This is a genomic window from uncultured Rhodococcus sp. (genome assembly GCF_963525155.1).
Lineage (GTDB): Bacteria > Actinomycetota > Actinomycetes > Mycobacteriales > Mycobacteriaceae > Rhodococcus_F > Rhodococcus_F qingshengii.
Genome location: NZ_CAURKP010000027.1, coordinates 32,811 through 45,803 on the forward strand (window position 1 = coordinate 32,811; position 12,993 = coordinate 45,803).

The 12,993-nt window shown below is 63.2% G+C and carries 13 protein-coding genes; 6 read left to right on the top strand and 7 right to left on the bottom strand.

Features of this window, described 5'->3' with window-relative positions; translation table 11 throughout:
- The first annotated feature begins 3 nt into the window (after positions 1–3).
- Together RWT78_RS08940 and RWT78_RS08945 are read left to right on the top strand one after the other, a co-directional pair.
- Positions 4–837: a DUF3626 domain-containing protein gene (locus RWT78_RS08940; RefSeq protein WP_030535092.1), complete on the top strand. Its 834-nt coding sequence runs from the start codon at positions 4–6 to the stop codon at positions 835–837.
- A 180-nt stretch (positions 838–1,017) separates the two neighbouring features.
- Positions 1,018–5,202 carry a bifunctional nitrate reductase/sulfite reductase flavoprotein subunit alpha gene (locus RWT78_RS08945; RefSeq protein WP_314675417.1) on the top strand — a complete coding sequence of 1,395 codons (4,185 nt, stop codon included), beginning with the start codon at positions 1,018–1,020 and terminating at the stop codon, positions 5,200–5,202.
- A gap of 6 nt (positions 5,203–5,208) precedes the next feature.
- Here the strand turns inward: RWT78_RS08945 and RWT78_RS08950 are convergent, their stop codons facing one another.
- Complete coding sequence (locus RWT78_RS08950; protein ID WP_007727408.1) at positions 5,209–5,673, bottom strand: tRNA (cytidine(34)-2'-O)-methyltransferase; 465 nt, start codon at positions 5,671–5,673, stop codon at positions 5,209–5,211.
- A gap of 136 nt (positions 5,674–5,809) precedes the next feature.
- Here RWT78_RS08950 and RWT78_RS08955 point away from each other — a divergent pair, with 136 nt between their 5' ends.
- Both RWT78_RS08955 and RWT78_RS08960 read left to right on the top strand, forming a co-directional pair.
- Complete coding sequence (locus RWT78_RS08955; protein ID WP_314675418.1) at positions 5,810–6,481, top strand: DUF2510 domain-containing protein; 672 nt, start codon at positions 5,810–5,812, stop codon at positions 6,479–6,481.
- Between the two features lie 51 nt (positions 6,482–6,532).
- Positions 6,533–7,153: a pentapeptide repeat-containing protein gene (locus RWT78_RS08960; protein ID WP_003940770.1), complete on the top strand. Its 621-nt coding sequence runs from the start codon at positions 6,533–6,535 to the stop codon at positions 7,151–7,153.
- Between the two features lie 6 nt (positions 7,154–7,159).
- On the opposite strand, the gene RWT78_RS08965 is transcribed toward RWT78_RS08960, so the two are convergent.
- Entirely contained in the window at positions 7,160–7,435 is a 276-nt protein-coding gene (locus tag RWT78_RS08965) for a DUF1905 domain-containing protein (protein ID WP_003940856.1), read from the bottom strand.
- Between the two features lie 32 nt (positions 7,436–7,467).
- Positions 7,468–7,980, bottom strand: a complete 513-nt coding sequence (locus tag RWT78_RS08970; RefSeq protein WP_063892105.1) for a GNAT family N-acetyltransferase — start codon at positions 7,978–7,980, stop codon at positions 7,468–7,470.
- A gap of 31 nt (positions 7,981–8,011) precedes the next feature.
- Between RWT78_RS08970 and RWT78_RS08975 the strand changes: the two genes are divergently transcribed.
- Together RWT78_RS08975 and RWT78_RS08980 are read left to right on the top strand one after the other, a co-directional pair.
- Positions 8,012–8,869 (top strand): bifunctional methylenetetrahydrofolate dehydrogenase/methenyltetrahydrofolate cyclohydrolase, encoded by an 858-nt coding sequence (locus RWT78_RS08975; RefSeq protein WP_003940923.1) that lies wholly within the window; start codon positions 8,012–8,014, stop codon positions 8,867–8,869.
- Positions 8,870–8,874: 5 nt separating this feature from the next.
- Entirely contained in the window at positions 8,875–9,159 is a 285-nt protein-coding gene (locus tag RWT78_RS08980; protein ID WP_003940740.1) for a DUF3017 domain-containing protein, read from the top strand.
- Between the two features lie 5 nt (positions 9,160–9,164).
- Here the strand turns inward: RWT78_RS08980 and RWT78_RS08985 are convergent, their stop codons facing one another.
- The 4 genes from RWT78_RS08985 to RWT78_RS09000 all read right to left on the bottom strand — a co-directional run.
- The gene (locus RWT78_RS08985) at positions 9,165–9,740 is read right to left on the bottom strand and encodes a hypothetical protein (protein ID WP_003940836.1); all 576 of its coding nucleotides are present in this window, start codon (positions 9,738–9,740) and stop codon (positions 9,165–9,167) included.
- Positions 9,740–11,518: a DEAD/DEAH box helicase gene (locus RWT78_RS08990; RefSeq protein WP_399551586.1), complete on the bottom strand. Its 1,779-nt coding sequence runs from the start codon at positions 11,516–11,518 to the stop codon at positions 9,740–9,742. Before RWT78_RS08990 ends, RWT78_RS08985 begins: the two co-directional genes overlap by 1 nt.
- Before the next feature lie 169 nt (positions 11,519–11,687).
- A complete protein-coding gene (locus RWT78_RS08995; RefSeq protein WP_042449669.1) occupies positions 11,688–12,824 on the bottom strand; it encodes a homoserine O-acetyltransferase in 1,137 nt (378 codons plus the stop codon).
- Positions 12,821–12,993: PLP-dependent transferase (locus RWT78_RS09000; protein WP_314675424.1), on the bottom strand; the 173-nt coding region annotated here is incomplete at its 5' end. The genes RWT78_RS08995 and RWT78_RS09000, both read right to left, overlap by 4 nt.

The following is a 12,993-nucleotide window of genomic DNA, read 5'->3' on the forward strand; positions in this document are numbered from 1 at the left end:
CGAATGCCTGTTGATTCCACTCCTTGGTCTGCCGCGATTGCGCACGTGAGCGGTCTCTCGAAGGGCGGCCCGTTGGATCGAAATCACCGGGTGACGTTGCACTTTCATCCGGACCTCCCGTCTGAACGTGGTCTGACATTGGCCTCGATCGCACGTCAAGGCACCTATGTGACCCAGTTCGAGACTCGAACGAGCAACGGCGGACTGACGGCGCATCACGGCGGCGATCGTTGGCGTTGGGAGAGTCGGATATTCGGCGGAGCTTACGACGAGCGAGAGCCCTCGGAACGGCCGAAGTACGGATCGTTGAACTTCTCCGCCGATCCCTACGGGGCATCCCCTCGGTTCGGCTCGTCCTACTTCCGGCTTGCCGAGCACACACTCGACCGCACCACTTTCTGCTTTCCCGACAGCGTCTTCGAGCCTGATCTATTCGGAACGGCCGAAGCGATGAGCTTGGTCGACGCCGCACGGGCTGCCGAGCTCGACGATCCGCTCGACCACTACATCGAGGCGCACGTCCACGGCGCCGTCGACATCGGGACGGACGTCGAGGCGCTCGTTCTGGATCCGAGTTACCGGGGCACACGGATCGAAGAGATCGCCCACTCGCTCACGTGCCCGGTGCTGTGGCACGAGGGATACGCGGTCGATGTCGACGAGATAGCCGAACATCCCGAATACCGGGGAGCGGCCGTGATCGACCTTGCCCGAGAAATTGCGCACGGCAGGCGGCTGACGCCTGCCGTCCTGGGGCTCGCACGGGGTGCATCCTTCGATCCGCAGGACGTCAAGAAGGTTTGGCACTACATCGCTCGATTCGGCGGCAGAGCGTAGAACTGGGCATTCGCGTACAGCTGCACGTCGACGACCGCTGGTCCCGGGACCGCACATCGGTCCGAAGGTCGCGGTGAGGAAAGAGTGATTGATACGCAACATCGGGCATGAACTCCCGAAACAACTGCATCCGAAGATAGAAGTCGACCTTGATCCTCGGTCGAAGGGATGCATGAATCGATGGGCGCTCAACTCACCACCACCAGTGTCGACACACTCTGCGCGTACTGCGGGGTGGGCTGTGGTCTTGTCCTCGACATCATCACCGATCCCGAGACAGGTCGTCGGAAGGCTGCGAAGTCTTCCGGTCTGAAGACACATCCCACCAACTTCGGGCGTCTGTGCACCAAAGGCACCACGACCGCAGACATGCTCGCAGGCCCGGGGCGCATGGAATCTGCATATCGCCGTCCGCGCCGAGGTGATGCGATCGAAGCGGCGGACATGGCCGCAGTCATCACTGACACCGCCCAGCGCCTGCGGGCAATCATCGACGAGCACGGTCCCGACGCGTTTGCGTTGTACGTGTCCGGGCAGATGTCACTCGAAGCTCAGTACCTGTCGAACAAACTGGCCAAGGGCTTCATCGGGACCAATCAGATCGAATCGAATTCCCGACTGTGCATGGCAAGTGCCGGCACCGGATACAAGCAATCGCTCGGGGCCGACGGACCGCCCGGTTCCTATCAGGACTTCGAACATACCGACGTGTTCTTCGTGACCGGCGCGAACATGGCGGACTGCCATCCGATCCTCTTCCTTCGAATGCAGGAGCGGGTCAAGGCGGGCGCGAAGTTGATCGTCGTCGATCCTCGACGCACCGCCACCGCCGACAAGGCGAACTTGTTCCTGCAGATCGCTCCCGGCACCGATCTCGCGCTACTCAACGGACTACTCCACCTGCTCGTCGTAAACGGCCACACCGATCCGGACTTCATCGCCGACTTCACCGAAGGCTGGGAGGTGATGCCCAGTTTCCTCGCGGAGTACACGCCTGCGAAGGTCAGCGAGATCACCGGTATCCCCGAGGCCGACATCCGCACTGCAGCGCAGTGGATCGGTGAGGCTGCAAACTGGATGAGCTGTTGGACAATGGGTTTGAACCAGAGCACCCACGGCACGTGGAACACCAACGCCATCTGCAACCTTCACCTTGCGACCGGTGCGATCTGCAAGCCCGGCAGCGGTCCGTTCTCGTTGACCGGTCAGCCGAACGCCATGGGTGGGCGTGAGATGGGCTACATGGGGCCAGGTTTGCCCGGCCAGCGCGCCGTGATGGTCGACGCCGATCGCGACTTCGTCGAGGAGCGATGGGGGATCCCGCAGGGCTCGCTGCGCACCGACATCGGCGGTGGCACCATCGACATGTTCTCCCGAATGGCGGCGGGTGACATCAAAGCGTGCTGGATCATCTGCACCAATCCCGTTGCGACGGTAGCCAACCGCAAGACCGTCATCGACGGCTTGGAGAAGGCCCACCTCGTCATCACCCAGGATGCTTTCCTGGGCACCGAGACCAACGAATACGCCGATGTTCTGCTGCCCGCGTCGCTGTGGACAGAGTCCGACGGAGTGATGATCAATTCCGAACGCAACCTGACGCTCTTTCAGCAGGCACTGGATCCGGTCGGGCAGGCGCTGCCTGATTGGCAGATCATCGCCCGGATCGCCTGCGAGATGGGGTACGCCGAAGCGTTCACCTACACCTGTGCCGAAGAGGTGTTCGAAGAGATCAAGCAGTTCTGGAATCCGAAGACCGGCTACGACTTACGCGGCGTCACCTACGAGCGCCTCCGCAAGACATCGATCCAGTGGCCATGCCCGCCAGACAGTGATCAGGACCGTCATCCCATCCGATACGTCAATGACGGTGTCAGTCAAAGGCTCCTGATCCGCGAGGACGGCAGCACTCCGCGGCTCGCATTTCCCACCGCCACTGGCCGTGCGATGTTCTTCGCACGGCCGCACATGCTTCCCGCCGAAATGCCCGACGACGACTACCCCTTCCTGCTCAACACCGGTCGTCTCGCGCACCAGTGGCACACCATGACCAAGACCGGCAAGGTGGCCAAGTTGAACAAGCTCAACCCAGGTCCCTTCGTCGAGATCCATCCCGACGACGCCGCCAGGCTCGGCATCGTCGACCAGGATGCGATCGAGGTTGCCTCACGTCGCGGTCGCGCTGTGCTTCCGGCTGTTGTCACCGACCGAGTGCGTCCGGGGAACTGCTTTGCCCCATTTCACTGGAACGACGCCTTCGGTGAATATCTGTCCATCAACGCCGTCACCAACGACGCCATCGACCCTGCCTCGCAGCAACCGGAGTTCAAAGCCTGCGCTGTCACTATGACGAAGGTCGCCGTGAACACACCTGAAACAGTGCTCGCCGAGGCGCCGCTGGTGGCTTCCGTGCCAGCTGATCGGGCTTTGTCGCGAACTGATGTCCTCGCGGATGTCATCGGTCAAACAGGAACACCTGCAGTGGTATTCGATGCGCTCCAGCAGAGCTACCTGGCCGGTCTTCTCTCCGCGTTGCGTGCGGACGCCGATCGCACTGCCGGGGTCCCGACGTTGCCGTCGACGGCGCCGTTCGACGCCGAAAAGCGGATGTGGGTCGACGGTGTACTGGCCGGCCTGTACTCGCGAACCGCGCTCCCTGGCACCGACGGGCCCGCGTTGTCCTCGGCTCCGGGCATTGCGACAGAACGCGCGCCGATCGTGGTGCTCTGGGCATCGCAGACCGGAAACGCGGAAGAATTTGCCGCCGCCTGCGCTGCTCGCCTTGGGGAAGTTGGCTTGCCCGTGGTGATGCATGCAATGGACGAGTTCCAGGCCGCCGACCTGGCGGCCACCCGAGAGGTCCTGTTGATCACCAGTACCTCCGGTGACGGCGAATCCCCGGACAACGGCAGCGGTTTCTGGGATGCGTTAGCTGCTGACACGGCGCCCCGCATGGCCGAGACACGGTATGCAGTCATCGCTTTCGGCGACTCGAACTATGACGACTTCTGTGGGCATGGACGAAAGCTTGACGCCCGCCTTGCCGAACTGGGGGCCAGTCGTATCGTCGATCGCGCCGACTGTGAGCCCGATTTCGAGGACACCGCTGCTGGATGGCTGGACTCTGTCACGGCTGAACTTCAGCGCTCGGCGGCTGGTGAGACGGCCGACGTCGTCGTTGCAAAGAAGAATTCTGGGACAACCGTTGCAACCCCGCCGATTTCACCGGCGATGCCGGCGCCGCTGCAGTACAACAAGAAGGCGCCACTGACCACAGCCTTGACGCGCAATGTCGTGCTCAACCGTCCGGGTTCTTCCAAAGACGTGCGGCAGTTGGGCTTTCACCTTCCAGGTGACACGGTCAGTTACGAAGCCGGCGACGCTCTCGGAGTCTGGCCCCGAAACAGCTCTCCGTTTGTCGACGAGTGGCTCACCCTTACCGGCCTCGACGGTGACGAGACCGTCGAACTGGGGCAGTACGGGGAAATGACGCTGCGTACCGCGCTCACCGAGCGCTTGGAGATCACTCGAATCTCGACCGACATGATTCGATTCGTGCATCAACGAACCCGCGATTCGGACCTGGCCGAGTTGTTGAAGCCGGAGAATGTCTCCACGTTCAAAGACTGGTCGTGGGGACGACAGTCCGTCGACATTCTCGCACAGTCGCCCGTTCGTGCCTCGACAGACGAATGGCTCTCGCTGCTCAAACCGCTTCAGCCGCGGCTGTATTCGATATCTTCCAGTCCGAAAGAGAACCCGCGCGAAGTGCAGTTGACGGTGTCCGCGGTGCGCTACAACGTTGCGGGTGTCCCACGGCGTGGAGTGTGCTCGACTTACCTCGCCGACCACGCTCACGATGACGACATCGGTATCTACGTGCAGAAGTCGACCCACTTCCGGCCACCTTCCGATCCCGAGACCCCGATGATCATGGTCGGTCCGGGGACCGGCATTGCACCGTTCCGTGCCTTCCTGCATGAGCGGCGGGCATTGGGGCACACGGGTCCGAACTGGCTGTTCTTCGGAGAACAGCACGCCGCGACCGACTTCTACTACCGCGAAGAAATCGAAGAATTGCGGAAAGACGGATTCCTCACCGAACTCGACCTCGCGTTTTCCCGGGATCAAGCCGACAAGGTCTACGTGCAGGACCGGATGCGTGAGCGGGGTGCACTGCTGTGGGAGTGGTTGCAGAAGGGAGCGCACTTCTACGTCTGCGGCGATGCCAACCGGATGGCCAAGGACGTCGACAGTGCCCTCAACGGGGTGGTCGCTCAGCACGGAAAACTGGCACCTCGCAGTGCCGAGGCGTACGTGAAGGCTCTTTCGGCGGAGAAGCGCTATGTCCGGGACGTCTACTGACGTCGATCAGACAGCGCCCTTGAACCCGTGCTGACGCCAGGCCTCGTACGTCACGAGGGCGGCAGCGTTGGACAGGTTGAGGGACCGGCGTCCGGGCAGCATCGGGATACGCAGGCGCTCGGTGACGTGTTCGTCCGCCAATACTTCTTCGGACAGTCCGGTGGGTTCGGGCCCGAACAGCAGGACGTCGCCGGGTTGGTAGGCGATATCGGCATACGACGTGGTCGCGTGCGCGGTGAAGGCGAACACGCGAGCGGGGGTGACGGCTTCCCAGGCAGCGGTCAGGTTTTCGTGGACCGTGACAGTCGCCAGGTCGTGGTAGTCCAAGCCTGCGCGCTTGAGCTTCGGCTCCGACAAGTCGAACCCGAGAGGGCCGACCAGGTGGAGTTCGCAACCGGTGCCTGCGACCATGCGGATCGCGTTTCCGGTGTTGGGTGGGATGCGGGGCTCGTGGAACATCACTCGGAACACTCGAGGAACTGTACCGGGCGGCATATCGGTGCCCGCGTCTGCGAGAAGAGCGGTGGAGAAGTGTGGGCGAATTGGTAACAAACCGGCCAGTCCGTGCGAACCTATTTCCGGCACTCTTCTCAGAACGGACATTTTGATGAACCCTCCCGCCGGTTGGAACCCCGACCCCTTCGACCCCACGATCGACCGTTACTGGGACGGTCAGCAGTGGACCGCGCAGACACGGCCCAAGGGCGTCGACGCACCCACTCAGGCTTTCGGCACTCCCACGCAGGTCTTCGGCGCACCCGGATCGGCGGTGCCGGACACTAACGCCGAGGAAGGCAAGACGCGGCGTAAGTGGCCGTGGATCGCCGGCGCGGCAGTCGTGGGGCTGGTTGCCATCGCCGCGGCGACGGGAGCGGGCAAGTCGGAAGAATCGACGACGCCTGCTGCGACCTCTTCGACGACAGCTGCAGCGACGACAACCAAGAGCACTGTCCCGTCGACGACAAAGACCACGACTTCGTCCCTCTTGCCGACGACGACAACGATCGTGCCGCCACCGACGACAACCACCGTGGCAATAGTGCCGCTGGTTCCGCAGGTCCCGGAGACCACGACTACGCCGTATGTACCGCCCGCTCCGGCGTACACACCGCCGAAGACAACGGAACCCGCCTACGTTCCCCCGAAACCGTCGGGAGGAACGGTGAATCCGGGCTCGTTCTGTTCGACCCCTGGAGCAACAGGCGTGACGACAAAGGGCAGAGCGATGGTGTGTGGGATTGGTAGCGACGGACGAGATCGCTGGGTGTCGGCCGGCTGATTGTCCGCCGCCATCAGGGGCGCCGAACCGGTGTCGGTGCGGCGGGGCAGTATGGACGGCATGCTCCCCGAAGAATCCGACGATGTCGTCGGCGAAGATTATTCAGACGCGCGGCTGGCCGGGCAGAAGTGGCGTCAGCGCACTTTCACCAATTGCAATTTCCGAGATGCCGATCTCACCGGACTCACGACGGAGTCGGTGGTGTTCACGGACTGTGATTTCACCGGCACCGATCTGGGGGAGTCCGTGCACACGGGAACTGCGTTTCGCTCGTGCAATTTTGCTCGGACCAGCCTGTGGCACAGCACGTTCCGAAACTGCAGTCTGCTCGGGTCGACGTTCGACGGTTGCCGCATCCGGCCGTTGACGCTCGACGAAGTCGACTTCTCGTTGACCTCACTCGGTGGGGCGGACCTGAGGAAGATCGACTTCACCTCATGCCGATTCCGTGAAGCGAACCTGGTTCGGGCCGACATGCGGGGCGCGGTGCTGGCGTCGGCGGATCTGTCCGGTGCTCGTACGGGTGGACTCAAACTCGAAGGTGCAGATCTGCGCGGTGCGCGGATCGATCCGAGCCTGTGGACGTCCGCGTCCGTCGGAAACGCGCAGATCGAGTTGATGCAGGCGGTGGCGTACGCGTCGGCGCACGGTCTTGTCGTCGACATGAAGTAGCAGCGCCTAGCTCTCCAAGCGTTCCTCGAGGCGCACCGTCACCAACTCGCCGGTCTCCTTGCCGATGGCTTTGAGAAGATCGGCTTTGACCGGCAGCTTGTGGTTACCGTCTCCCAACGCCATGAACGAACTCTGGAACGGATGTCCGTCGATCGTCCCGCGCACCTTGACGAGGCCGCGGGTGCCGAAGAACTCGGCGGACTCCGGCCAGATCACATAAGTCCACCCGCCCTTGGCGTCGCTCTTCTGCAGGGTGGCCGTGAATTCCTTGTCCAGCAACATGATGTCGGTCCTTTCGAACTCGTCCCAGTCGATCAGCGGATGAATTCCCGTGCGAGCAGATCCATCAACAGTCCGTCCTTCCACGCACCGTGGCGATCTCGCGAATACTCGCGCATCACCCCGACGTCCTTGAAGCCCACCGATCGGTAGCACGCGATGGCGACGGAGTTGTCGACTTCCGGGTCGATGACCAGACGGTGGAATGCGAGGTCGTCGATCAGGTGGGCACACAGCACCCGTATCGATTCGCGACCGAACCCTCGGCCGTGGAAGTCGGGATCGAGGAACAAGTCGAGCCCGGCGTGGCGGAAGTCGGGGTTGTCTTCCGCTTCGTACCACTGGATGAAGCCGATCAGTTGGTCGCCGTGGAAGATGCTGTAGTGCGTGGTGCCGGCTTCTGGCGCCGCAGGCCAGTCGTCGTCGGGATTTTGCCACCACTGCACGACGTCCGGGTGCAGGTGAATTGCCCGCAGACGGGCGTGATGATCGGGCGCGACGGGGGAGAGGAGCACCCTCGGGCCGCGTAGTTCCGGAGCCGTTGTCACTCATCGACCCTAACCTGGAACAATGGTCGCCGTGACTGCAACGATCCTCGACGGCAAAGCTACCCGCGACGAAATCTTCGAAGACCTGAAGGTGCGGGTGAGCGCTCTGAAGGCAGAGGGCATCACACCCGGCTTGGGCACCATCCTGGTGGGCGACGACCCCGGATCCGCGGCTTACGTGCGCGGCAAGCACAACGACTGCGCCAAGGTCGGCATCAATTCTTTGCGACGCGACCTGCCTGCCGACATCACGCAGGAGCAGCTCAACGCGACGATCGACGAGCTCAATGCCAATCCCGAGTGCACCGGCTACATCGTGCAGTTGCCGCTTCCCAAGCACCTTGACGAGAACGCAGCCCTCGAGCGCATCGACCCCGACAAGGACGCCGACGGCTTGCACCCGGTCAACCTCGGTCGACTGGTGTTGGGCAAGGAAGCCCCGCTGCCGTGCACCCCGCGCGGAATCCTGCATCTCCTGCGCCGCTACGAGGTCCCTATTGCAGGCGCACACGTGGTGGTAGTCGGACGAGGCGTCACAGTCGGTCGCCCGATCGGATTGCTGCTGACGCGTCGTAGCGAGAACGCGACGGTCACGCTCTGCCACACCGGTACCCGCGATCTCGCGGCCGAGGTTCGCCGCGCCGACATCATCGTCGCTGCCGCCGGCGTTCCCGGCCTCATCACCGCAGACATGGTCAAGCCCGGAGCGGCGGTCCTCGACGTCGGCGTCAGTCGCACCGACGACGGCCTGCGCGGCGACGTCGCAGCCGACGTCAACGAGGTCGCCGGCTTCGTCTCACCCAACCCCGGTGGTGTCGGACCGCTGACCCGCGCGTTCCTGATCACCAACGTGGTCGAGCGCGCCGAGCGGGTTCTGGCCGAGGCCTGAGTCCGATGTCCTCACTGGTCGGCCTCGCGAAGAAGAATCTGCCCATGCTCGCGGTCCTTGCCGTGATCGCGGCAGCGGTTGTTCTCGTGCTGGCCGACCGGTGGCGCCGCGGCGCCCTCGTCTTCGGTGTTGCCGTCATCATCGGAGCTGCCGCTCGGTGGTTCGTTCCCGAGAACCGTGTGGGATTGCTCGCGGTGCGTGGAAGGGTCTTCGACACTGCGGCGATGGGCGTTATGGGTGTGCTGATCGCGACGCTCGCCCTGACCATCGATCCGCTCGGTACCGACTGAGAAGATCAGTCCCCGTAGAACGAGCGAATGTCGATATCACTCAAAGGGATCCACTCCGCCGAATGTGTGGATGTCGACTTCTTTCCAGCCTTGACCGGTGCACTCCGTAACGTCACCGCAACTGCAGGTTCCTCGTCGATTCGCCCGGCGAGGGCGTAGATCGCGGCGAGATGGTGAACGCACGGCGAGCGTCGACCTGAGCAGTCGCAGCTGGCAGTGCACTCCGAAAGATCAACGGCTACTGCGATATTTCGAGCCTGCAGTTCGGTGACGATGCTGTCCGGCAGTTCGCCGGTGGAGACGGATCTGTTCGCCTTTCCAGCCGAACGGAGAAGGCTCTTCACTGCAGCGATTTCGGATTTGGTCCAGAGCGGGACACCAATCGTCACTGACGAAGTTTTTGCCTTGGTGCTCACTTCGGCTACGACGGTCCCCGACGAGACGACGGTGAACTCCACGGAACCGTTGCGTGCGAGGGTGCGAGCTGTCGGCAGGGACGGGTTCGGACCGGACGCCGCGGTCCGCTCCACCGTGCGCAGCCACGCTCGACCCCAAGCGGTGACGCCGAATTCGTTGGCCATCAGATGATCACCGCGCCGTCGAGTTCGAGAAGTTCACGCAGTTCGGTGTCGGGGAGATCGGCCAGCGCGGCCTCGACGTTCCCGGAGACAGCATCGGCCACAGCTCGTTTGGACTCGTGCATCGCTGCTATGTGATCCTCGACGGTACCGCCCGTCACCAAGGTGTGGACGTTGACGGTGCGTTTCTGGCCGATGCGGTGTGCCCGGTCGGTTGCTTGATCCTCGACGGCTGGGTTCCACCACCGGTCGTAGTGCACGACATGACTTGCGCGCGTGAGGTTGAGGCCGAAGCCGGCGGCGCGCAAGCTCAGAATCAGAACCGGTGGTGAATCCGTCTCGTTCTGGAACGCGTCGACCATCGCGTCTCGTTTGTCGGTGTTCAGGCCGCCGTGGAGGAAAGGCACGGCACCGATACCCAGTTCGGCTCCCAGGTGTCGCGAGAGCATCTCGCCCATCGTCCGGTACTGCGTGAATATCAGCGCGCGATCGCCGTCGTCGACGATCTCGGCGATCATTTCCGTTGCGCGGTCGAGCTTTCCGGATCTTCCGTAGAGGCCGTCCGAATCGCCGGTGACCTGCGCGGGGTGATTGCATACCTGCTTGAGGGTGGTCAGAAGGGCAAGAATGTTGCCGCGCCGGGCAATTCCCGTGCCCAATCCGGAGTCGAAAGCATCGGCAACTGCCGACCGGTAGATGCGCGCCTGTTCCGACGTCAGAGTGCACGAGACCGTGGAGAACTGCTTGGGCGGAAGATCCTTGGCCACTGTGTCTTTGGTTCTGCGCAGAATGAAGGGGTCGATGACCGCGGCAAGCCTGGTCGCCGCGGTGGCCGATCGACCGGATTCGATCGGGACGGCAAAGCGTTGACGAAACCGTGCGCGAGTTCCGAGGACGTCGGGATTTGCGACGCGAAAGAGTGACCACAATTCTTCGAGGCGGTTCTCCACCGGCGTGCCGGTCATCGCTACCTTGACGTCCGCCGACAACTGCATTGCTGCTTTCGCGGCGAGGGAAGCGGGGTTCTTGATCTGTTGCGCCTCGTCGAAGACCACTGAACTCCAATGGACCGGGGCCAATTGGGCTGCGTCGGAACGCAAGACGCTGTAGCTGGTCAGAACCGTAGTACCGGCGAGGATACGAGTGGGAAGTGCACGGGCGGCCCCGTGATGAACGTGCAGTGGCAGATGCGGAGCGAATCGCTCGATCTCGCGGCGCCAGTTTCCTATCACCGAGGTGGGACACACAACCAGATGCGGACCGTCGTCGGCGCGGATCGCGATCATCGAAATCGCTTGCAGTGTCTTACCCAAACCCATCTCGTCGGCCAAGATCCCACCGCCCGAACCCGACAGAGCCGTCAGCCAGGCAACTCCGTGCATTTGATACGGGCGCAGAGTCGCCTGAATCTTTGCTCGGCGAAGACTCTCGATGGCCGCGCGCGCTTCCGTGAACAACCGCACCGTGGACGCGGCGCTTCGGATCTTCGTGTCGTCGCGCTCGATCGCGGCATGCGCTGCGGTCGGAATGTCATGTGCGCCGGTGTCGATGACGCGCTTCCACGCGAGCAGCGACGATCCGAGGTCGCCGCGACCAGCATCGAGGTTGTGGAAGGCGTCGATCGCGGTGGTGAGGTCGAGCAGTTGCGCTCCGACGTCGGTTGCTGTGATCGACTCTTCGACCGGGATCGCAAGCCTGCACACGCCCGGCGACCCGGTCGGCATCCCCAGTGCCGACAGCCGCGCTGCCGGGTCTGCGTCACCCCAGAACGCGAAGGACATGTGCTCGGGAATGTACGTAGCCTGCAGGCGCGTCGAGCATGGCTGATTCACGTTCGCCGATGCTAGCCGCGCCGGCTCACGTTCGCCAATGAGAATGTCGGGAAAACCCGCAGATCAGCTGTGGTTTTCCCGACATTGACGAATCCTGAAAACGTGGCTCTGTGCCGAATCAGCGAGCCGTACGTGCGAACTCCATCGTTCGGCGAAGCAGTCCGGCGACGGCGTCCGCCTCCGTCAGGAAGCCGTCGTGGCCATCTTTGGACTTGAGAATCTCGAGGCCGCTGCACGTGGAAATTCCGTCGGCGATCTCCTCCTGCAAGCGAAGGGGATACAGCCGATCCGAGTCGACGCCGCCCACCACGACCGGTGCCGTGATCGACGCCAACGCCGCCGCAACACCGCCGCGTCCACGACCGATGTCGTGCCGGTTCATGGCCTCGGTCAGTAGGACGTACGTGCTCGGGTCGAAGCGGTCGACCAGCTTGTCTGCCTGATGTTCCAGGTAACTCTGTACGGCGTATCGTCCACCGTTCCAAGGATTTTCGTCGTTCTGAGCGGAGTTCTCGAAGCGTGCGTCCAGTTCGGACTCGGTGCGGTACGTCAGGTGCGCGATGCGACGGGCGATGCCGAGTCCGGTGCGAGGTGCCCGCCCCGTTCCGTGGTAGTCACCGCCCTGCCAATCCGGATCGGAGACGATGGCAGCGATCTGCGTCGTCTGGGTGCCGATCTGATCTGCAGTGGCCCGTGATCCGGTTGCGAGAACCAACGCGGAGCGAATGCTGTCCGGGTAGGTAACTGCCCATTCGAGGGTGCGCATGCCCCCCATGGATCCGCCGACTACCGAGGCCAACTGGTCGATCCCGAGGAGATCGACGAGCTTCTTCTCCGCCGCGATCTGATCCCGGATGGAGATCTCCGGGAACCTGCTGCCCCACGGCTTGCCGTCGTCGGCCGGCGAACTGGGACCGGTCGTGCCGCGACAACCACCGAGGACATTGGTTGCGATGACGCACCATTCGCCGGTGTCGATCGGTTCGCCGGGGCCGACCATCCCGTTCCACCAGCCGGGGGAGGGCTGATTCGCGGAGATCGGTCCGGTGACGTGTGAGTCTCCGGTCAGTGCGTGCTCGACGAGTACTACGTTGTCGCGGTTCGGGGAAAGCTCACCCCACCGCTGAACGGCGAGCGAAACCGATGGGAGCACCGCGCCGCTCTCGAGTTCCAAGGCACCGATGTCGACGAACCCCACCTGGCCGTCGGGTGGGGGCAGGAGGTCGATCCTGGGCTCCAATTCGTTCACGGTCACGAGTTTGCCACCGCTGCCAGGCCGACGGTGAGATCGGCGAGGATGTCGTCGATTCCTTCGACGCCGACCGCGAGGCGGACGAGCCCGGGTGTGACACCGGAGGCGAGCTGCTCTTCGGGGGTGAGCTGCGAGTGCGTCGTCGACGCGGGGTGGATGACGAGTGAGCGAA